Genomic DNA, 20,038 nt, shown 5'->3' with positions numbered 1-20,038 from the left:
CAAAATGGCTGGCAAAATTCGCGAAGGCGGCGGTGACGATCTGGAGCTTAATCACGAAATCAATGTGACGCCGTTCATCGACGTCATGCTGGTTCTGCTGATCATCTTCATGGTCGCGGCTCCATTGGCGACGGTTGATATCAATGTTGATCTCCCTGCGTCGACTGCAACGCCTGCACCACGCCCCGATAAGCCGATTTATGTGACGCTCAAGGACGATCTTACTGTCAGTGTGGGTAACGACACGGTTGTGCGGGAAGCCCTTGGCGCAAAGCTTGATGGTGTGTCTGAAAACAACAAGGACGCACGCGTATTCCTGCGTGCGGATAAAACGGTTGGCTATGGCGAATTGATGCGTGTGATGAACTTGTTGCGGGAAGCGGGTTATCTGAAGATCGCGCTTGTTGGGCTTGAAACCGTTGGAGCCACCGATGGTGTCGCTCCAGCTCCTGCGTCTGACGCCACACCTGCTATACAGGGAGCCCAGTAATGAACAGGCTTCCGCCCGAACATCCTCCTATCAAGAATGTGGCATCAACTGATAGCCATCATTACTCATTTTGGCGTGATGCGGGGCGGTGGATCGGTGCGGGCGTAATTGTTCTGACGGTTCATGCTGCCGGTGCTTATGCTATCAGTGTGAGCCAGGACGATGATCAGCCGGATGGTGCGCAAGTTGCAGCCATGGTTGTTGAGATTGCGCTTGAGCCTGAAGCGCCGATGGAAGAGGTAGCATCAGAAGCACCCCAGCAGGAAACTGCCGTGGCGCCTGAAGAGCAGGTTGAGCCGGAACCAGTCCCAGAAGAGATCAAGGAACCCGAACCGGAGCCTGAGCCAGAACCTGTTGAGGAACCGGAAGAAGTCATTCCGGATGTGGTCGAAGCTCCGAAGCCTGAAGTCGCTGTGCCGCTGCCTGTTGAGAAGCCTGAGCCGAAGGTCGAAAAAGCACAGGTTGAGAAGCCGAAGGTTGAAAAGCCCAAGCCGGTAAAGAAGGTTGAAAAGCCAAAGCCCAAAAAGGCTGAGAAGGCTGCTGAAACGCGTGAAGCAAGCGCCCCGCGCATGGATGTGGATTCAGGCGCAAAGCCAGTTGCCAATCGCCGTGGGGACAACAATGCCTCTGCCGGCATTAGTTCCAACAAGTGGCAGTCCAAGCTTTATGCGCATTTGCTCCGTCGCACACGTTCTTTGCAGCGTCAGGCTGGAAGAGGTGTAAAGGGTACGGCACAGGTTGCGTTTGTGGTGGATCCATCGGGCAATATTCTGTCCGTTCGATTGGCCAGCTCATCGGGCAATCCGAAGGTTGATGAACTGGCGGTGCAAGCCACGCGTAATTCATCACCGGTGCCAGCACCGCCTGCTGCAATTGCCAAACCGCGCATGCCGATTACGGTACCGATTCAGTTTAAGTAACTTCCGCAAAGCAATCTTAAAAAAGCTGGCCTCGTGAAAACGGGCCAGCTTTTCTATTTCCGTGACGGGCTGGCTACTCGGATGAGAGCGCTACTGCTGGTAAGAGACGTGAAGCTTTGCGGGCCGGTAGAAACCCAAACACGAGGCCCGTTGCGAATGCGCAAGTAAATGCAAGCAGCACAGGGCCGACGCTGAAGGCCACCGCCACACCTGCGAAGGATATCAGCGTCGCTGCTCCCACACCAAGTATCACGCCAAATGCGCCGCCGATTGCAGATACGCTAAGCGCTTCGGTAATGAATTGGAGGAGGATGTCCCGCCGTCTTGCACCCGTTGCCATACGAACGCCGATTTCACGCGTGCGCTCGGTGACGCTGACCAGCATAATGTTCATCACACCGATGCCACCGACCAGAAGCGAGATTGCGGCTACGGATCCCAAAAACAGCGTGAGGGTCGATCCCATAGCAGCCGCATCGTCTCGAATAGACGACATGTTGGTGATCATCGTGTCACGCTGCTTGTGACGTTGATCTAGAAGTTCCTGAATCTGATCTTGCGTCGTATCGATCAGGTCGGCATCTTTCACCTGAACGGTGATGGTTCGGACATATTTTTGGCCGAAGAGGCGAAGATTTCCGGTTGAGAGCGGGACCACCACGACGTCATCCTGATCGGAGCCACCGAAGCCTGCGCCCTTGGATTCCAGCGTTCCGATCACCTGAAATGGTATTTTCTTGATCAAGATATATTGACCAATTGGGTTCGAGCCGTCCGGGAACAGAGTTTTGACCACGGTCGAACCCAGCACTGCAACGGGCGCATAGGATTCCATGTCGTGTTGGGTAATAAAATCGCCGGTGGCTACCTTCCATGATTTGGCTTCTGAAAAAGCGGCGACCGTGCCATTGGCTTGCGACTGATAATCCACATTACCGCGTCTCAAAGTGACGCTGCCCGTGACTTCGGGCACGGCGGTTTTCACATTGGGCAATTGCAGGATTGCATCGGCATCTTCAGGGACGAGCGTTGCTATGGAACCTGAGCCACGGAAACCGGGCATGGATGGACGAATCAAAACAAGGTCGGTGCCCATCGCATTGATGCGATCGAGGATCGAATTTTGCGCGCCGGTGCCGATTGCGAGCATCGTCACAACGGAACTCACGCCGATGATGATGCCGAGCAACGTCAAAACGGTGCGGAAGATATTAGCGCGCAGCGCGCGCATTGCCATTTTGACCGCTTCGGAAATGTCGGCGATATGCGCTGCACCGCTTTGCGTGATCTGCTGGAGGTTTTTGGGTGCTTCGGTGTCCGGGATTTCATGCTTGGTTGTATCGGACAGAATCTGGCCATCGCGAATTTCGATCAGCCGGTCGGCACGTTCCGCGACTTCGCGAGCGTGAGTGATGACGATGATTGTGTGACCTTGCTCGTGCATCGAGCGCAAAAGCGCCATGACATCTTCGCCGCTCTGGCTATCGAGCGCACCGGTCGGTTCGTCCGCTAGGATGATGCGGCCACCATTCATCAATGCGCGCGCTATGGAAACACGCTGCTGCTGTCCGCCGGAAAGCTGGTTGGGGCGGTGGTCCAGACGGTCCCCGAGTTTGAGTGTATCGAGAAGTGCTGCCGCGCGTTCGTGACGCTCAGCAGCTGGCATGCCAGCATAGATCGCAGGAACCTCGACATTCTCAAGTGCGGTGGAGGTGGCAATGAGATTATAGCTCTGAAACACGAAGCCGAATGTGCGCCGGCGCAGACCTGCCAGCTCATCGGCATCCAGTGTCGAGACATCCTCGCCATCAAGCAGATATGCACCGCCGCTTGGACTGTCGAGGCAGCCCAGAATATTCATCAGTGTTGATTTGCCGGAGCCGGATGCACCCTTGATGGCAACAAACTCACCGGCATGAATGTCAAGCGTTATCCCGTGCAGAACTTCAACCGCCAGATCGCCATTGTGATAGGTTTTGCGAATGTCCAGCAATCTTATGAGCGGAGTATCGGTCATGGCGCGCTCCATCAGAAGAACATACCGCCAGGTCTGCGACCACGCTGGCTGGAACTCGTAGTTCCTGATGCTGACGTAACGACGACCTTGTCTCCTTCCTCAAGACCGCTTTTGATTTCTGCCTGCACACGATTTCGCACGCCAACTTCAACGGCGCGTTCCGTTGTGCCGCCATTTTTGTCTACGACTTGTACCGTGACCTCCGGCTTACTCTCTTTGTTATTCTTTGTATTTAGTGCAGCCGTTGGAACAATGAGTACATTCTCGGCGTTGTCGAGAACGAAGTAAACCTGCGCGCTCATATTGATCATAAGTTCGCCAGTCGGGTTGGGAACGTCGAACAGCGCGTAATAAAGAACAACATTATTGTCAGTTTCGGGTGTCGGTTTGATTTGACGGAGTTTACCTGTAAAGCGCTTTTCAGGCTGGCCAAGCAGGGTGAAATAAACTGGCATCCCTGGCTTTAACTTGCTGATGTCGGCTTCTGATACTTGTGCTTCTACGGTCATCACCGTAAGGTCGGCTACAGTTACAATTGTGGGCGCACTTTGCACTGCGTTCAGTGTTTCGCCTTCTTTAGAAGTCTGGTCGACGACTGTGCCAGAAATCGGGCTATATATCGTGGTATATCCGAGATCTACTTTGGCACTGGATAGCTGGGCTTCCTGCTGACGAATCTGTGCACTGAGTGCTTTTACATCGGCATCGGCCACGGCTAGTTCGGCATCGGCCTGATCAATTGTTGATTGCGATGCGTTTCGGCTTGCAAGCAGAGAGCGCTGGCGTGCAGCATTGGCTTTTTTGAGCGTGAGCTGTGCTTGTTTGCTCACTAGTTGCGCTTTGAGATTATCGAGTTGTGCGCTGGCGATTTCCATCTTTTTTTCAAAAGGCGAGGGGTCTATCTCGGCCAGAAGGTCACCCTGTTTTACAGTGTCGCCGATGTCAACTTTGACGCTTTTGAGCTGGCCTGATACCTGAGCACCAACATTGACGCTGCGTAGCGCGCTCAATGTTCCCACCGCAGTGATTGAATTTTCGATATTTCCGCGCTCAACAGTCTCAGCGAGATAGGTGCTTTTTTGGCTGCCTGTTTCTTTGCCACTGAGGAAATACCAGCCTGCTCCCAAGGCAATGGCCGCAACAGCCAAACCGATCCACAAACGATTGCGTTTGCGTGTGGCAGTCTTTTTTCGAGCTGTGGCAAGTGAATGAGTGGATTTAAGCACCCGGTAACCCCTGAGAAATCAATTTTAAAAATAGTGTTAGGCGGATATCTATGCCTGCGCAGTCAGGAATTCATCTTAATTATTTGTCATGCGCCCAAAAGTCCTAATATGAAGGACCTTTAAGCGGTTGTTTTATGGTTTAAATGTGATTGTTGAAATGTATGAGCACAGAAGAAAAGCCGGGTTGAACCCGGCTGTCTGAATTTTCTGATCTTGCTTAATCAGGCAGTCCCTGTGGAGCCGAAACCACCAGCACCGCGTGCTGTCTGACTTACCTGTGAACGCTCTTCGATCTTTGGCTGGACGACCGGAGCGAAGACAGCCTGCGCGATACGCATGCCGCGTTCGATGCGGAAATCTTCATCGCCAAGATTAATGAGCAACACTTTCACTTCGCCGCGATAGTCAGAATCGATTGTTCCCGGCGTGTTGAGGCATGTAATACCGTTCTTGAAAGCCAAGCCCGAACGCGGGCGGATCTGCACTTCATAGCCGTCCGGGATTTCAAAGATAAGGCCGGTTGGTACCAGAGTGCGACGACCTGGGAGAAGAACGATCTGACGGTCTTCGGCAACGGCTGCACGAAGATCCATACCAGCGGAGCCGGACGTTTCATAAGCGGGGAGTTCAAGGCCTTCCGCATGTTCAAGGCGAATAATGCCGAGCGTTGGTGCTGTCATGAGGGGGCCTTTCCTACGTGAAGTTAAATTGGCGACGCTCATACGTGAAAACACATCAAAGGTGTACCGCCTATTTTGAGTTTTGCAATGATAGTGCGGCACAGGATCATGCTTTTACACCATGAGTTACCCTTTAGTGGCGAATTAATCGCGCTCTAATGGCACGGCTGTCGTCTCCTTTATCTCCTCCATGACGAAAGACGCTGATACATCCGATAAGGGAACGCTTGCAATCAATCGCTGATAGAGTCGGTCATAAGCTTTCACGTCGGAAACGCGTGCTTTGAGCACATAGTCAAGATCGCCAGTCATGCGGTAAACGCCAACAATCTCTGGAAAGCGTGTCATGGCGCTGCGAAACTTGCCAAGCCAATCGGGGTCGTGGCTCGATGTGCGAACCAGAATGAAGACGGACAGGCCGCAACCAGCCATTTCAGCATCAATCAAAGCAACGCGCGCTTTGATGATTCCATCATCTTCCATGCGCTTGACGCGTCGCCAGCAGGCATTGCGGGAAAGGTGTACGCGCTCGGAGAGAGAATCAACGGACAAAGTGCCGTCAATTTGCAGTTCATTCAAGATTTTTCGATCAATTTCGTCTAAAGTGAGTTTCATATTGGGATGATTGTCTCATATAATGTCAATTATCAAGGATAAATTGAGATTTCATCTCGCCCGCTTTTGCTAAAATGATTTTCCAGAAAGGCGCGATTGCGCTGGATAAACGGGAACAAATTGCTCATCGACGGGAGTATTTCCAATGACCACTCGCATCACACGCCTCTTTACTGAACATCCAGAGTCAGTCGACGAAACCTATTTTCAGCATATGGCCTTTGCTGGTCGTTTTTCATTCAAGCTTTTTTGTGCAGCATTCGCTGCACTCATTCATGCAATTTTGCCATTTTTGTTCGAGAAGACTGCGAGCACAATTGTTCGCCAGCTTTATGAGCGGACTCATAACCGGGGCCGGTAAACACCGGATCGAAAATGTGTCGTTGGGCCGCCTATCTCGGACCTGAAACCTATCTGGAAGACATTATCTCGTCTCCCTGTCATTCGCTCGTGGCGCAAAGCCACGATGCACATGAAGCCAAAACGCGGACCAATGGCGATGGTTTCGGCGTCGCCTGGTATGGCAATCGGAGCGAGCCGGGGCTTTACCGCGATATTCTGCCCGCCTGGTCGGATCAGAACTTACACAGTCTTGCGCGGCAGATCCGGTCGCGCCTTTTTCTTGCTCATGTTCGCGCCTCGACCGGTGGTTTGACAAGTCGTTCCAACTGCCATCCGTTTGTCTCCGGGCGCTGGAGTTTCATGCATAACGGACAGATCGGTAATTTTGACCGGGTGCGACGGAGGCTTGAAGGCCATCTGAGCGACGACATTTATCGTCAGAAACATGGCGCAACAGATTCGGAGCTGATCTTTCTGCTCTTGCTCGAATTTGGTCTTGAAAGCGATCCCGTGTTGGCTATGAAGCGGATGGTCGGAACAATCGTGGAAGAGGCTATAGGTGCGGGAGTGCCACCATTCTTGCGGCTGACAGCAGCTTTTTCCGATGGCAATCAGCTATATGCAATCCGTTATGCCACCGATGCATTTGCGCCGACGCTTTATACAGCGACGCTCGGCAGTGTATCCGGCATCTGTGTTGTATCCGAGCCGCTGGACGGTGAGGCTGCAAACTGGATGGCTGTGCCAGCAAACAGTTTCGTCACTGTTTCCCGGCATGGCCGCATTTCCATCGATGATTTTGCTGGTCCTGTTTCCTTGCCGCAGGATGCTATGTCGGTTTAAGCGCTGCCAATCAATATGCCTGCCGCAAGAACAAGCGCACCACCGAACACGACCTGAAGGGCTGCGCGGAAGAAAGGTGTTTCCATATAACGGTTCTGAATGAAGGCGATTGCCCAAAGCTCAAAGAAAACCAGAATTGCTGCGATGCTCGTTGCAGTCCAGAAATCTTTAATGAGATAAGGCAATGTGTGGCCAAGGCCGCCCAGCGTCGTCATCACGCCACAGGAAATGCCCCGCTTGATCGGAGAGCCGCGACCTGAAAGCTTACCGTCGTCATGCACGGCTTCCGTGAACCCCATCGAAATGCCCGCGCCGACTGAAGCCGAGAGGCCCACGAGGAATGTCTGCCATGTGTCCTGTGTAGCAAAAGCAGCGGCAAAGATTGGCGCGAGGGTGGAGACAGAGCCATCCATCAATCCCGCCAGCCCAGGCTGCACGTAAGTCAGGATGAACTGCTTGCGTTCCAGCGCACGTTCTTCGTCCTGAACAGCATTGGGCGTGAGTTCGTTCTCCAGCGACTCTGCTTTTGCTTCGTGCTTCTTTTCCTGTTGGGCCAGATCACCGAGAAGCTTGCGGGTCTGTGCATCTGTCACACGTTTTGCGGCCTCAATGTAAAAGCGATAGGCCTGCTCTTCCATTTGCGCTGCCGCATCGCGCACCTTGTCGATGCCAAGCGGGCGCACCAACCAGTCCGGCTTGCGCTCGTAATAGCCGCTCACATGTTCGCGACGAACAAGCGGGATGCGATCGCCGAAACGAGCGCGATGTCGCTCAATCAATGCATCGCGGTGTTCATGCTCTTCAGCGGCCATCTGCTCAAAGATTTTCGCAGATTGTGGGAATTCGTCGCGCAGCCCATCCGCATAGGCAAGATAGATGCGCGCATCGTCTTCCTCAGACGAAATTGCGAGCGCTAGTATCTCCTGTTCGGAGAGTGAATCAAAGGGGCGACGACCATTGCTGAAGAACCGGCTGAGCATTTCTCAAATCCATAGTTTAGAATAATTCTAAAATAAGTTTTACTGGCTAAAAGTCAAGCCTTGCAGCGAAGGCATAATTGGCGCATTAAACCGCAGCCTTTAAACGAGGCTCCATATCAGGATTCCCGATCAGAAGAGAACGAATCGATGGCATCGACAAACTCCCATACAAGCATCAATCCCCGACCGCTCAACCGGCAGGATTTCCGCACCCTTGGCCTTTCGGCATTGGGTGGCGCGCTGGAGTTTTATGATTTCATCATTTTTGTATTTTTTGCGAGCGTTATCGGACATCTGTTTTTTCCGCCTGACATGCCGGACTGGCTGGTGCTGATCCAGACTTTTGGCATTTTCGCAGCTGGTTATCTGGTGCGCCCCGTGGGTGGCATTGTACTGGCGCATTTTGGCGACAAGTTTGGCCGCAAGCGCGTCTTCGCGTTCTCGGTGTTTCTGATGTCGATCTCGACATTGGCCATGGCCTGTCTGCCAACCTATGCAACGCTTGGTGTTGGCGCGCCGATCCTACTGATTATCTTCCGCATGTTGCAGGGCGCTGCCATCGGTGGTGAAGTCCCCGGCGCTTGGACCTTTGTGGCTGAACATGTCCCTGCCAATCGTGTTGGCATGGCGTGTGGTTTCCTTTGTTCCGGCCTGACGCTCGGCATCATGATCGGCTCGCTGATTGCGACCGCCATCAACTGGATTTTCACGCCGGAAGACCTTGCCGGTTACGCATGGCGCATTCCGTTCTTCATCGGTGGTATTTTCGGCCTGTTCGCCGTTTACCTGCGCCGCTGGTTGGCTGAAACGCCGATCTTCACCGAGATGAAGAACAGCCATCTTCTCAAGGACAAGCTGCCGCTCGGCACTGTTCTGCGCAACCACATGCATGGCGTTATCATTTCCGTGCTGCTGACATGGATTCTGTCGGCTGGCATCGTCGTCACCACATTGATGACTGCGACGTTCCTGCAGAAGCTTTATGGCTACACGCCTTTGCAGTCGCTTGCCGCCACAAGCTTCGGCACGCTGTTTCTGATGTTCGGAACGGTGAGCGCTGGCGCGATTGTTGATCGCATTGGCAGCGGCCGCTTCTTTGCGGTTGCAGGCATTTTCTTCGGTGTTGCGACTTTCGTGTTCTACACCTATGCGGCGGTTTCCCTGCCTGTTCTGTTCGCGCTTTATGCGGTGATGGGTCTTTCGGTGGGCATGGTTGGCGCGGTCCCTTATGTGATGGTGCGCGCATTCCCGGCACCCGTTCGCTTCTCGGGCCTGTCGTTTTCCTACAATATTTCCTATGCGATTTTTGGCGGATTGACTCCCGTAATTGTAACCTCGCTTCTGGCGGTCAACCCGATGGCACATGCCTGGTATCTGGTGTTTATCGCGGTTCTGACCTCTGTGCTCGGCCTCTACCTGATGGCCCGCAGCGATCAGGTTGAAGGTGATATCGGTCTGACAGAGCTTTCGACCGGGACTGCCGTTCCACAGCCGAACTGATAAAAAAAGGGCCGCAAAAGCGGCCCTTTTTCTTTGTTTAATGTGTTGCGAGCTTTGCGCTGCCCGGTTCTTTATCATGGACAGCGAAGCGGTCGATCATATCGCTGCTTGCTTCATTAAAGCCGATCACCGAAACATCGGTACCGCTGGCACGGTATTTTAGTACCACCTTGTCGAGCGCACCGACCGAGGTGATGTCCCACAGATGGGCATTGCTGACATCGATCGTTACCCTTTTTGCAGGTGATGAAAAGTCGAACGCGGCAATGAAGTTTTGTGCCGAGGCAAAGAAGATCTGACCCTGAACGGTATAGGTGCGCTCGGTTCCATCTTCGCTCGTTGTTTCGCTCACGCGGAACATCTTTGCGACTTTTCCTGCGAAGAACACGCCGGAAAGCAGCACACCGACCAGAACCCCCTTGGCAAGATCATGGGTGGAAACCACCGTTATGACGGTTGCGAGCATGACAATGGAGGAGGATGGCGGGTTGCGGCGCAGATCGAGGATCGAGCGCCATGAGAAGGTGCCGATAGAGACCATGATCATCACGGCCACCAGTGCGGCCATCGGAATGATCCGCACAAGATCGTCGAGAACCAAGATGAGAAACAGCAGGAAAGAGCCAGCAACAAAGGTCGACAGCCTGCCGCGACCGCCGGACGACACATTGATCACCGACTGTCCGATCATGGCGCAACCACCCATGCCGCCAATCATGGCGGATGCGATATTGCTGGTGCCCTGACCAATACATTCCTGGTTTTTGTTGCTGTTGGTATCCGTCATGTCATCGACAATCTGGGCCGTCATCAGCGATTCAAGCAGGCCGACAGCCGCCAGCGTGATCGAGTAAGGCAGGATGATCTGCAGCGTTTCCAGCGTCAGCGGTACTTGTGGAAGCGCGAAGATCGGCAATGCGGATGGCAACTCGCCGAGATCGCCAACGGTTCGCAGATCCATGCCGCTGGTCCATGCAAGGGTGGTGAGCACGGCAATCGCAACGAGCGGCGAGGGGATGGCTTTGGTTAAGCGCGGGAAGAGATAGATGATGGTGAGACCGCCTGCGATCATCCAGTAGGTCTCAACCGGAACATGAATGAGTTCAGGCAGCTGCGCCATGAAAATGAGGATCGCAAGCGCATTGACGAAGCCGGTGATGACCGAGCGCGATACAAACCGCATCAGGCGCCCGAGTTTGAGAAAGCCTGCAAAGATTTGCAGAATGCCCATCAGGATCGTGGCTGCAAAGAGATATTGCAACCCGTGTTCCTTGACGAGCGAGACCATCACCACAGCAGTTGCAGCGGTTGCAGCAGAGATCATGCCAGGACGTCCACCAGTGAAGGCGGAAACGCAGGCAATGGCGAAAGAGGCGAAGAGGCCGACCTTGGGGTCGACGCCAGCGATGACCGAAAAGCCGATGGCTTCCGGGATAAGGGCAAGTGCTACGACGATGCCGGAAAGAATATCGCCGCGAATATTGGAAAACCACTCGCGGCGGTAGGCAGCAAGACGTGTCATTGAATTTTCCGCAAATAGAAGACGGGCGTTGAGAGCCGTCCGATTCAACATGGCCGATTGTAAAAATGGGGGATGTTGTTGCGTTGTCTGGCGGATAGGCGGCCAGAAGAGCCACCCGGGCTTTCACCGGGTCCTTGCGAATACGCCTGTATAAACAAAAAAAGCGCAGCAGGGCAATGGCCCGCTGCGCTTTCTATTGCACGGTGCTGATTAGAGTATCTTTTGCATGAAGGTCAGATCAAGCCAGCGTCCGAATTTCTGGCCGACCTGTTTCAGCGTGCCGCTATCTTCAAAGCCTTGCGATTTGTGCAACGCGATGGATGCGGTGTTGCCTGCTTCAATGCCCGCCACCAGCACATGGACTTTACGCTCGCGTGCTTCTTCCACAAGCTCGGCCAAAAGTGCGCGTCCGATACCGCCGCCGCGTGCATCGCTTGCCACATAGACAGAGAGTTCCGATGAGTGGCGGAAACCTTCAAACGGGCGGAATGGGCCATAACTCGCATAGCCGACGACCTGTTCCTCACGTTCGGCCACCAGAACCGGAAAGCCGTCGCGGTTGCGGGCTTCGAGCCATTCGCGACGGTTTTCCAGATCGACAAGCGTTTCGTTCCAGATCGCAAGCGTGTTCTCGACTGCATCATTGTAGATCGCAAGCAGAGCAGGGAGGTCAGCTTCGTTGGCAAAGCGGATGGTGAGGGTCATTTCACAGGCCTTTATAGAAAAGTGTGGTCGCGCAGGGGCTGCCGTCAGGATAGAGCGCATAATTCGGGATAGTGCCGACACGTTCCCAGCCAAGATGTGTGTAAATCGCCTCCGCCGGACTGCCGGTCGCCGTGTCGAGGCAGAGAAGTGTCTTGCGTCGGTTACGTGCTTCTTCTTCAACGGCTTCCATCAGCTTGCGTGCAAGACCAAGGCCGCGCGCCTTACGATGGATCAGCAGTTTTTTAAGATCGGCGCGATGCGGCTGATTGGGCATCTGTGCGAGACCAAGCTGAACTGTACCGACAATTTCGCCGTTATGTTCGGCAACCAGAAGGGCCGTGTCGCCTCGCTCTACTTCATTAAAGACGTGGTTCCAGTAAGGGATGAAGCCCTGCCATTCACATGGCGCCATGAAACCAACTGACGCGCCATCATTAACGCAATCGGTCAGGATTTCTGCCAGTGGGAGAAGCGAGGAGCCAGCATCTTCGTAGTTAAGGACACGAATCATATTGTACTTTCAGAGACTGCTGCGGCGTTCGAGTACGATTGTATAACGTGCGGTCGAGGTGCCGGGATTATGAAAGGTGATGCCTTCAACGAGCGGCATATAAAGACAGTCGCCGGTATGAAGCTGATAGGCGGTTGCTCCAACGGTGATTTCCATCTGCCCATTCAGGAGCCACAAATGCTGCGTGATGCCTGCATTGGCTGCCTGTGGTGCAAAAGTGACCTTTGCGCCTGCGGGAAATTCGACCTCGATCATGTCGATATTCGACCCCGTTGCCGGTGGCGAAACAGACCGCCGGATATAGCCCGTATCCGGGTCACGCCAGACTGGCTGGCGATCATGCGTGAGCAAGGGATAGGCGGGGGCTTCCGCATCAGCAAAGAAAGCTGAGAGCGATGTGCCGAGCGCTGCACAAATGCGCGCCAGAAGCTGTGCGGTTGGGCTGGTTTCGCCACGCTCGATCCGCGATATCATGGCGCGGCTGACACCTGACGCGTCACCAAGCGCATCCAGCGTCATGCCTTGCGCAAGGCGCAGGCGGCGCAGATTTTCGCCAATGGCGTTGTCGAGATGCTCATTCATGTTTTCCATTATCTTAGAATTAATATCTATTATAATGGAGTCAAGTGATTTCGAAAACAGAAACGGCGGGATTTCTCCCGCCGCTTTCTTTCTGTCCGAATAATTCCTGATTAGCCTTGCGCTTTCAGTTCTAACCGGCGGCGGTGCAGGACTGGCTCGGTGTAACCATTTGGCTGTTCGCGGCCCTTGAAAACCAGATCGCAAGCGGCCTGAAAAGCAATCGAATTGTCGAAGTTTGCGGCCATCGGACGATAAAGCGGATCGCCTTCATTCTGCTTGTCGACGACAGCTGCCATGCGCTTCAGCGTTTCCATGACTTGCGCTTCCGAAACCACGCCATGATAGAGCCAGTTGGCGATGTGCTGTGCCGAGATACGCAGCGTTGCACGATCTTCCATCAGGCCGACATTGTTGATGTCCGGCACTTTCGAGCAGCCAACACCCTGATCGACCCAGCGCACGACATAGCCGAGGATGCCCTGTGCGTTGTTGTCGATTTCGTGCTGGATGTCTTCCGGCGTCCAGTTTGGACGCGGGGCGACCGGCACCGACAGAATATCGTCGAGCTTGGCGCGCGGGCGGCTCTTCAGCTTTTCCTGAACGCTTGCAACATCAATCTGATGATAATGGGTTGCGTGGAGCGTTGCAGCGGTTGGCGATGGCACCCAGGCGGTGTTCGCACCAGCCTTCGGATGGGCAATTTTCTGTTCCAGCATCGCAGCCATCAGGTCCGGCATGGCCCACATGCCCTTACCGATCTGCGCATGGCCGGAAAGGCCACATTCAAGACCGATATCGACATTCCACTGTTCATAAGCGCCGATCCAGGCAGCCTGCTTCATGTCGCCCTTGCGGATCATCGGGCCAGCTTCCATCGAGGTATGGATTTCGTCGCCAGTGCGGTCAAGGAAGCCGGTATTGATGAAGACGACGCGTTCCTTGGCAGCGCGGATCGCTTCCTTGAGGTTAACCGTGGTGCGGCGTTCCTCATCCATGATGCCGATTTTCAGCGTGTTCGGCTTCATACCAAGCAGCTCTTCGGTGCGGGTGAAGATTTCATTGGCGAATGCCACTTCTTCCGGCCCGTGCATCTTTGGCTTGACGATATAGACCGAGCCTTCGCGCGAATTCATGTGGCGACCATTCGCGCCAATATCATGCAGTGCGATCAGGCTGGTGAAGGCGGCATCCATGATGCCTTCCGGCACTTCATGACCTTCGGAATCAATGATCGCCGGATTGGTCATCAGATGGCCGACATTGCGCACCAGCATCAGCGAACGGCCCTTGAGGCTAAGTTCCGAGCCATCGGCAGCCTTATAGCTGCGGTCGCCATTAAGGCGGCGCGTCATCTGCTTGCCGCCCTTTTCGAAGGTGTCTTCGAGCTTGCCATTCATTAGGCCGAGCCAGTTGCGATAGACGGCAACCTTGTCTTCCGCATCGACTGCTGCAATCGAATCTTCGCAATCCTGGATCGTGCTGATCGCCGATTCCAGAACCATGTCTGCTATATGGGCCGGGTCGCTCTTGCCGATCGGGCTGTCCGCATTGATTACGATATCAACATGCATGTTGTTCTTGGCCAGCAGCACATTGGTCGGTGCCGCCGCATCGCCATTATATCCCTTGAACTGGCTCCCGTCCTTCAAGGCGGTGCCCGAACCGTCGGCAAGCGTTAAGCCGAGTTTGCCGTCGTTAACGGAAAGGCCGGTGACGTCGGCCCACTTGCCCGCATTGAGCGGTGCGCTTTCGTCGAGGAAATTCTTGGCCCATGCGATGACTTTTTCGCCGCGCTTCGGGTTGTAGCCTTTGCCTTTTTCCGCACCGTCATCTTCAGAAATAGCATCGGTGCCGTAAAGCGCGTCATAGAGCGAACCCCAGCGTGCATTGGCGGCATTGAGCGCATAGCGGGCATTCATGACCGGAACGACAAGCTGCGGTCCTGCAATATGCATGATTTCCGGATCGACATTGGCGGTCGAAACCTTGAACTCTCCGCCTTCGGGCAGGAGATAGCCGATGTCTTTCAGGAATTGCTGGTAATCAGCCTGCGAATAGCCTTTGTCGCGATTGTCCTTGTACCAGGCATCGATCTTGGCCTGCAGGTCGTCGCGCTTTTTGAGGAGGGCGCGATTCTTCGGTGCGAGATCGCGGATGATGGCAGCGAAGCCCTTCCAGAAGGCGTCTGGTTCAACGCCAGTGCCGGGTGCTGCTTCCTTGGCCAGAAACTCCACCAGTTCAGGGGCAACGCGCAAGCCTTCTATCTCAACGTAGTTACCGGCTTTCTGAGAAACCATGGCTCTGCCTCCTTCAAAATAAACAAAATCACCGCCAGCACCCTTCAGTGCCAGCTATCATGCTGTCTTTGAACCGCTTTAGCGCGCTTTCGTCAATCAGCGTGCGGGCACATCATCTGTGACGCTGCGGCGAAAATAGTTTTTACAGCGACAGTCTTGCGCGGATATCGTCAGGCGTAAAGCCCTGTTCGCGCAAGCTGCTGAGTGCAGTATCCTTGCGGCTTTTGGATAGTTTCAAACCATCATCGCCGAGTATAAGATCATGATGATGATAAAGTGGCTGCGGTAAGTCCAGAAGCTTTTGCAGAAGCCGATGCACGGATGTTGCATGAAACAGATCGCGTCCGCGGACAATATGGGTTATGCCTTGCAGCGCATCATCCACCACGACGGAAAGATGATAGCTGGTGGGGGTGTCTTTGCGGGCAATCACCACGTCGCCCCATTGAGCGGGATCGGCGTTCACGCGACCGGTTTCGCCATTCGGGCCGTAGCCGCTTTCGTTCCAGAACAGCGTTTCGCCAGCCACCTCGAGCGCTTTCTCCATATTGAGCCGCCATGCATAGGGCGCACCGGAGACGATGCGCTCCATCTGCTCTTTTTCGCTGAAGTTTCGTTCACCATGCGGGTACAGCGGCGTGCTGTCAGGGTCGGTGGGCCATTCCTGGCCTTTGGCATGGGCTTCGCCGATAATCTCGCGCACTTCGGTGCGGCTCAGAAAGGCGGGATAGACGAGCCCCTTGTCGGCGAGCTTGGTCAGGGCGTTGCGATATTCGCCGAAATGCTCTGACTGGCGGCGTACCGGCTGTTCCCATTCAAGCCCGAGCCAGTGGAGATCGTCGTAGATGCCCTGTTCAAGTTCCGGCGTGCAGCGGGCGGTGTCGATGTCTTCCATGCGAAGCAGAAAGCGCCCTTCGCTTGTCTGCGCCATTTGTGCATTGAGAAGGGCGGAATAGGCGTGACCAAGATGCAATTGCCCATTGGGGCTTGGAGCGAAGCGATATACTGGCTGGGTCATGATCATGTCAGTTGATTGTCATCTGACTGCATTGGTACGTTGTGCCACACTGAAATGAAAGGCCTGACGATGCGGCGGATCGATACATTGGATGATATTGAAGCCGGGCTTGAAGCATTGGGATTAGCCGACGCACGGTTGCTTGATATCCGCAGTCGGTCCCACGCTATTTCGCTTCGAAGATCTGAGCCGGGTTTTGAAAGTCTTGCCTCGATTATCGTTGCGCAACAGGTTTCAACTGCAAGCGCGGCAGCAATATGGGCGCGGTTCAAGCAGGTGATCGATCCGATGACACCGGAAGCTTATATTGCAGGCGGGGAAGACGCATGGCGTTTTGCCGGACTTTCGCGGCCAAAACAGAGAACGCTGTTTGCTTTGAGTGAAGCTTTGGCAGAAGAGGCAATCGATCTGCATGGGCTGTGCGATCTGCCTGCCGAAGAAGCGATCAAGGCGCTGACCGCTATCAAAGGAATCGGTCCATGGACGGCTGAAGTCTATCTGCTGTTTGCCGCTGGTCATCCGGATGTGTTTCCGGCTGGCGATGTGGCGTTGCAAACGGCTGTCGGTCACGCTTTTGCACATGAAACGAGACCCGATACAAAGGCGCTTCGCTTGCTTGCGGAAGACTGGTCGCCATGGCGCGGTGTGGCAGCGCGTTTATTTTGGTCATATTACGCTGCGATCAAGGGGCGGGAGGCGGCGCCGCTTATGTAAATCTTGCGTGTTTACGGGGACATAAATGCGTTTCTGCTTCACAATGCTGTCATGTCGGGATTACATTATTCGCATCAGGTGAATGACGGCATTTCGATTCGCAGAAACTTGGTACCCTGCCTATCGCACTGCCGCCTTACAGCGGTAAGGCCGCTGTAACCATCTGTTTCTACGCATTATCCCACGCAAAACCGCTTCGTACTTTTGCTGGAAATGCTATTACAAGGTTGGAGCGTCGTAGGTTGCGCCCATGATGGACGCGCGGCGCTCTCGTCAGAAGCGCAGTTCCGCATGGAAAGCCATTCGCACTTTTCTTTCGGAATTGTTCTGAAGGAGGTGTGCCTTTGAATGTAGCCGTCTCTCCCCGAACGGTGTCGAGCAGTGGTTTGCCTGCTCTGGTTCTCAATGCGGATTACAGGCCGCTCAGCTATTATCCTCTGTCGCTTTGGTCATGGCAGGATGCGATCAAGGCCGTGTTTCTTGAACGCGTGCATATCGTGGCGGAATATGATCAGGTCGTATCCTCGCCAACATTTTCCATGCGTTTGCCAAGCGTGATCTGTCTCAAGGATTATGTGCAGCCGCCGCGCCATCCGGCGTTTACCCGCTTCAATCTTTTTCTGCGTGACCGTTTTGAGTGTCAGTATTGCGGCTCACCGCATGATCTGACGTTTGATCACGTTACCCCGCGTTGCCATGGCGGTGCGACGACGTGGGAAAATGTGGTCGCCGCCTGTTCTCCATGCAATTTGCGCAAGGGCGGCTTGATGCCATCGCGCGCGCATATGTGGCCACGCCAGAAGCCGGTTCAACCCACGATGCATGATCTGCATAAAAACGGACGTCTTTTCCCACCGAACCATCTCCACGATAGCTGGCTCGACTTTCTTTACTGGGATGTCGAATTGGAACCTTAGTATCTGTTCCAAAAGTCGCCATGCCGGTCTGCAAATGGCAATTTGTCTGCGTTCCGATGCTCATGTACCCAAAAGTACACTCCATTTCGGTACTCGAAAATCACCATTTTCGCCACGGCCTGCCGCTTTTCGATCAAAATACTTGAGCTCTTGCGAAGAAAGAAAAACTTCCTCAGAATTCGCTCTTACTTCTCACCTTTTGCAAAAGCGCCGTAGTAGCCAATTGCTGCAAAGAGCAGGCTTGCGACGACGTTCCATCCGGCAAATGACAGGCCGAGGAAAAAGCCCGGCGCGCTATCGCATGCTGGTGGGCGGGTCGCGTTGAGATCGCCAAGCAGATTGCCTGCATCGAGTGTGACCTTCATGGTGGCTGCACTGCAATCAGCCGGACCCGGCCAATATTTAAGCTCAACGCCGGTGTGATAGATCGCAAGTGCCAGACCAAAGGTCATCAGCAGCGCGCCGATCAGGATGAGACCGCGTGTGAGGATCGGTGGCCACTTCAAGCCATAAGAAACCAAAGCCGCAGCCAAAACCGGAATGCCGATATAATATGGTGTGCGTTCTTCAAGGCAGAGCTTACACGGCATAAAGCCAGCCAGATGCTCGAAGCCCAGAGCTGTACCGACCGTCGCTGCAAGTCCGACTGTCATGATGCCTGCGGTCCAAGCCTGAATTTTGCCCACGGGTCTATTAAGGGCAAATGCCATATGAAATTTCCTGCGCCACACTGGCTTTATCAGTAGTCTAGAATTCTAGTTTGCTTCCAAGCAATTAAATTTGACTGACTTGAGGCAAAATCAAAAATGAAAATATTTAACCGCTAGGAACAGTGCAATCAGCACCACGGCGACCAGACCAGCCAGTAGGCCGAGGCGCTTTTCAATAAAGTGGCGGATCGGTTCGCCATAACGCTTCAACAGCCATGCAAGGAAGAAGAAGCGTGCACCGCGAGCGATAATTGCCGATGCAATAAATAGCCAGATATTTATGCCCGCAGCACCGGACAGAATGGTGACAACTTTGATCGGCGGCAAATGCGATAGGCCGGATGTGATAAGCATCAGCAAAATCATGTCGGCGCTGGTCGTGCCACGCATCTGCTCGAATGTGTCGAGCTTACCATACATTTCAAGCACAGGTTTCGCGACCTGTTCATAGGCATGATAGCCAAGATACCAACCTGCTATACCGCCAAGCACGGAAAAGATCGTCGCCACAAGCGCATAGCGATAGGCGCGTTCAGGGCGTGCGAGCGCCATCGGAAGAAAGAGCACATCGGCGGGCACCAGAAACACTGAGCTTTCTACAAAAGCGATGAAAGCGAGCCAATATTCGGCAGACTTTCGGGCAGCAAGCGAGATCGTCCAGTCATAGAGTCGGCGCAGCATGATTTTTCCGGATTGTTATAGGTGCAAACATTCGGGGATATTTGCACTCTCTATAAATAAAAAAGGTGGCACGAACAATGCGCGCCACCTCTTAATGTCGATCAAGTCTATTTTAACGCGTGTAGGCGCTGCAAATATATTTGGTTTCGAGATATTCTTCGATGCCATATTTAGAGCCTTCGCGACCGAGGCCCGACTGCTTCACGCCGCCGAAAGGTGCGACTTCGTTGGAGATCAGGCCGGTATTGTGTCCGACCATACCATATTCCAGTCCTTCACTGACGCGGATCGCGCGGCTGAAGTTCTCCGTATAGAAGTAGGCAGCCAGACCGAAGATCGTGTCGTTGGCAGCAGCAATCACTTCTTCTTCAGTGTCGAAGGCAAAGAGCGGTGCGAGCGGTCCGAAGGTTTCTTCCTTGGCAACAAGCATATCCGAGGTAACGCCGGTTAGAATGCCCGGTTCAAAGAACAGGCCACCCAGTTCCTTGCCGCCTGCAATAAGCTTCGCACCCTTTGAAACCGCATCTTCAATATGCGATTTGACCTTAGTGATGGCTTTTTCTTCGATCATCGGGCCGATGACGACGCCCGGCTCGGTGCCGTTGCCGACTTTCAGCTCTTTCACTTTGAGCGCCAGCTTTTCAGCGAACTTGTCGTAAACGCCGCGCTGAACATAGATGCGGTTGGCGCAAACACAGGTCTGACCGGCATTGCGATATTTTGAAAGCATGGCACCGTCTACAGCTGCATCAATGTCTGCATCATCGA

The 20,038-nt window shown here is 54.0% G+C and carries 21 protein-coding genes, 1 pseudogene and 1 other annotated feature (1 of these 23 only partly in view); of the genes and pseudogenes, 8 read left to right on the top strand and 14 right to left on the bottom strand.

Translation table 11 applies throughout. From position 1 onward, the window contains the following. The first annotated feature begins 4 nt into the window (after positions 1–4). Both exbD and RI570_RS04075 read left to right on the top strand, forming a co-directional pair. On the top strand, positions 5–490 hold the full coding sequence (gene exbD, locus RI570_RS04080; protein WP_313827117.1) for a TonB system transport protein ExbD: 486 nt from the start codon (positions 5–7) through the stop codon (positions 488–490). Further along, complete coding sequence (locus RI570_RS04075; RefSeq protein WP_313827116.1) at positions 490–1,410, top strand: TonB family protein; 921 nt, start codon at positions 490–492, stop codon at positions 1,408–1,410. Before exbD ends, RI570_RS04075 begins: the two co-directional genes overlap by 1 nt. Positions 1,411–1,483: 73 nt before the next feature. Here the strand turns inward: RI570_RS04075 and RI570_RS04070 are convergent, their stop codons facing one another. The 4 genes from RI570_RS04070 to RI570_RS04055 all read right to left on the bottom strand — a co-directional run bounded on the left by RI570_RS04070 (position 1,484) and on the right by RI570_RS04055 (position 5,948). Further along, a complete protein-coding gene (locus tag RI570_RS04070) occupies positions 1,484–3,427 on the bottom strand; it encodes a MacB family efflux pump subunit (protein ID WP_313827114.1) in 1,944 nt (647 codons plus the stop codon). 11 nt (positions 3,428–3,438) lie between these two features. Beyond that, positions 3,439–4,653, bottom strand: a complete 1,215-nt coding sequence (locus tag RI570_RS04065; protein ID WP_313827113.1) for an efflux RND transporter periplasmic adaptor subunit — start codon at positions 4,651–4,653, stop codon at positions 3,439–3,441. A 221-nt stretch (positions 4,654–4,874) separates the two neighbouring features. Further along, positions 4,875–5,333 (bottom strand): dUTP diphosphatase, encoded by a 459-nt coding sequence (gene dut, locus RI570_RS04060; RefSeq protein WP_313827111.1) that lies wholly within the window; start codon positions 5,331–5,333, stop codon positions 4,875–4,877. Between the two features lie 144 nt (positions 5,334–5,477). Further along, positions 5,478–5,948, bottom strand: a complete 471-nt coding sequence (locus tag RI570_RS04055; RefSeq protein ID WP_313827109.1) for an Lrp/AsnC family transcriptional regulator — start codon at positions 5,946–5,948, stop codon at positions 5,478–5,480. Between the two features lie 145 nt (positions 5,949–6,093). On the opposite strand from RI570_RS04055, the gene RI570_RS04050 reads away from it, so the two are divergent. Beyond that, the gene (locus RI570_RS04050; protein WP_064321024.1) at positions 6,094–6,309 is read left to right on the top strand and encodes a DUF6356 family protein; all 216 of its coding nucleotides are present in this window, start codon (positions 6,094–6,096) and stop codon (positions 6,307–6,309) included. Between the two features lie 14 nt (positions 6,310–6,323). Next, complete coding sequence (locus RI570_RS04045; RefSeq protein ID WP_313827107.1) at positions 6,324–7,133, top strand: class II glutamine amidotransferase; 810 nt, start codon at positions 6,324–6,326, stop codon at positions 7,131–7,133. On the opposite strand, the gene mbfA is transcribed toward RI570_RS04045, so the two are convergent. Further along, positions 7,130–8,113: an iron exporter MbfA gene (mbfA, locus tag RI570_RS04040; protein ID WP_313827106.1), complete on the bottom strand. Its 984-nt coding sequence runs from the start codon at positions 8,111–8,113 to the stop codon at positions 7,130–7,132. The genes RI570_RS04045 and mbfA overlap by 4 nt on opposite strands. A 147-nt stretch (positions 8,114–8,260) precedes the next feature. On the opposite strand from mbfA, the gene RI570_RS04035 reads away from it, so the two are divergent. Further along, positions 8,261–9,613: an MFS transporter gene (locus tag RI570_RS04035; protein WP_313827105.1), complete on the top strand. Its 1,353-nt coding sequence runs from the start codon at positions 8,261–8,263 to the stop codon at positions 9,611–9,613. 37 nt (positions 9,614–9,650) lie between these two features. On the opposite strand, the gene RI570_RS04030 is transcribed toward RI570_RS04035, so the two are convergent. The 6 genes from RI570_RS04030 to gluQRS all read right to left on the bottom strand — a co-directional run bounded on the left by RI570_RS04030 (position 9,651) and on the right by gluQRS (position 16,248). Beyond that, the gene (locus RI570_RS04030; protein WP_313827104.1) at positions 9,651–11,135 is read right to left on the bottom strand and encodes a SulP family inorganic anion transporter; all 1,485 of its coding nucleotides are present in this window, start codon (positions 11,133–11,135) and stop codon (positions 9,651–9,653) included. 81 nt (positions 11,136–11,216) lie between these two features. Next, positions 11,217–11,272: a sequence feature (sul1 is cis-regulatory element that is thought to sense ions involved in sulfur or methionine metabolism; They are found in Alphaproteobacteria), on the bottom strand. A gap of 73 nt (positions 11,273–11,345) precedes the next feature. Beyond that, on the bottom strand, positions 11,346–11,840 hold the full coding sequence (locus RI570_RS04025; protein WP_313827102.1) for an N-acetyltransferase family protein: 495 nt from the start codon (positions 11,838–11,840) through the stop codon (positions 11,346–11,348). A 1-nt stretch (position 11,841) separates the two neighbouring features. Continuing rightward, a complete protein-coding gene (locus RI570_RS04020; protein WP_313827101.1) occupies positions 11,842–12,351 on the bottom strand; it encodes a GNAT family N-acetyltransferase in 510 nt (169 codons plus the stop codon). Between the two features lie 9 nt (positions 12,352–12,360). Continuing rightward, positions 12,361–12,933: an XRE family transcriptional regulator gene (locus RI570_RS04015; RefSeq protein WP_313827099.1), complete on the bottom strand. Its 573-nt coding sequence runs from the start codon at positions 12,931–12,933 to the stop codon at positions 12,361–12,363. A 110-nt stretch (positions 12,934–13,043) separates the two neighbouring features. After that, on the bottom strand, positions 13,044–15,230 hold the full coding sequence (locus RI570_RS04010) for a malate synthase G (protein WP_313827098.1): 2,187 nt from the start codon (positions 15,228–15,230) through the stop codon (positions 13,044–13,046). A 142-nt stretch (positions 15,231–15,372) separates the two neighbouring features. After that, positions 15,373–16,248 (bottom strand): tRNA glutamyl-Q(34) synthetase GluQRS, encoded by an 876-nt coding sequence (gene gluQRS, locus RI570_RS04005; protein WP_313827096.1) that lies wholly within the window; start codon positions 16,246–16,248, stop codon positions 15,373–15,375. Between the two features lie 69 nt (positions 16,249–16,317). Here gluQRS and RI570_RS04000 point away from each other — a divergent pair, with 69 nt between their 5' ends. From RI570_RS04000 to RI570_RS21635, 3 genes and pseudogenes are all read left to right on the top strand, one after another. Then, entirely contained in the window at positions 16,318–16,962 is a 645-nt protein-coding gene (locus RI570_RS04000) for a DNA-3-methyladenine glycosylase (protein ID WP_313827095.1), read from the top strand. 344 nt (positions 16,963–17,306) lie between these two features. Continuing rightward, positions 17,307–17,879 carry an HNH endonuclease gene (locus tag RI570_RS03995; RefSeq protein WP_313827094.1) on the top strand — a complete coding sequence of 191 codons (573 nt, stop codon included), beginning with the start codon at positions 17,307–17,309 and terminating at the stop codon, positions 17,877–17,879. A 34-nt stretch (positions 17,880–17,913) separates the two neighbouring features. Then, positions 17,914–18,023: pseudogene (locus tag RI570_RS21635) on the top strand (flagellar basal body P-ring protein FlgI); the annotation flags it as partial. 41 nt (positions 18,024–18,064) lie between these two features. On the opposite strand, the gene RI570_RS03990 reads toward RI570_RS21635, so the two are convergent. From RI570_RS03990 to RI570_RS03980, 3 genes are all read right to left on the bottom strand, one after another. Then, positions 18,065–18,589, bottom strand: coding sequence for a disulfide bond formation protein B (locus tag RI570_RS03990; RefSeq protein ID WP_313827093.1), 525 nt, complete (start codon positions 18,587–18,589; stop codon positions 18,065–18,067). A 90-nt stretch (positions 18,590–18,679) separates the two neighbouring features. Beyond that, positions 18,680–19,270, bottom strand: coding sequence for a YqaA family protein (locus tag RI570_RS03985; protein WP_112807762.1), 591 nt, complete (start codon positions 19,268–19,270; stop codon positions 18,680–18,682). A gap of 112 nt (positions 19,271–19,382) precedes the next feature. Then, positions 19,383–20,038 carry the end of an NAD-dependent succinate-semialdehyde dehydrogenase gene (locus RI570_RS03980; protein ID WP_313827092.1) on the bottom strand. 796 nt of this gene lie beyond the right edge of the window, so 656 of the gene's 1,452 nt are visible here — the last part of the coding sequence; its start codon lies off the right edge, out of view; its stop codon occupies positions 19,383–19,385.

Source organism: Brucella pseudogrignonensis (assembly GCF_032190615.1).
In the GTDB taxonomy this organism is placed as follows: Bacteria; Pseudomonadota; Alphaproteobacteria; order Rhizobiales; family Rhizobiaceae; genus Brucella; species Brucella pseudogrignonensis_B.
This window is presented reverse-complemented; position numbering and strand designations above follow the sequence as displayed.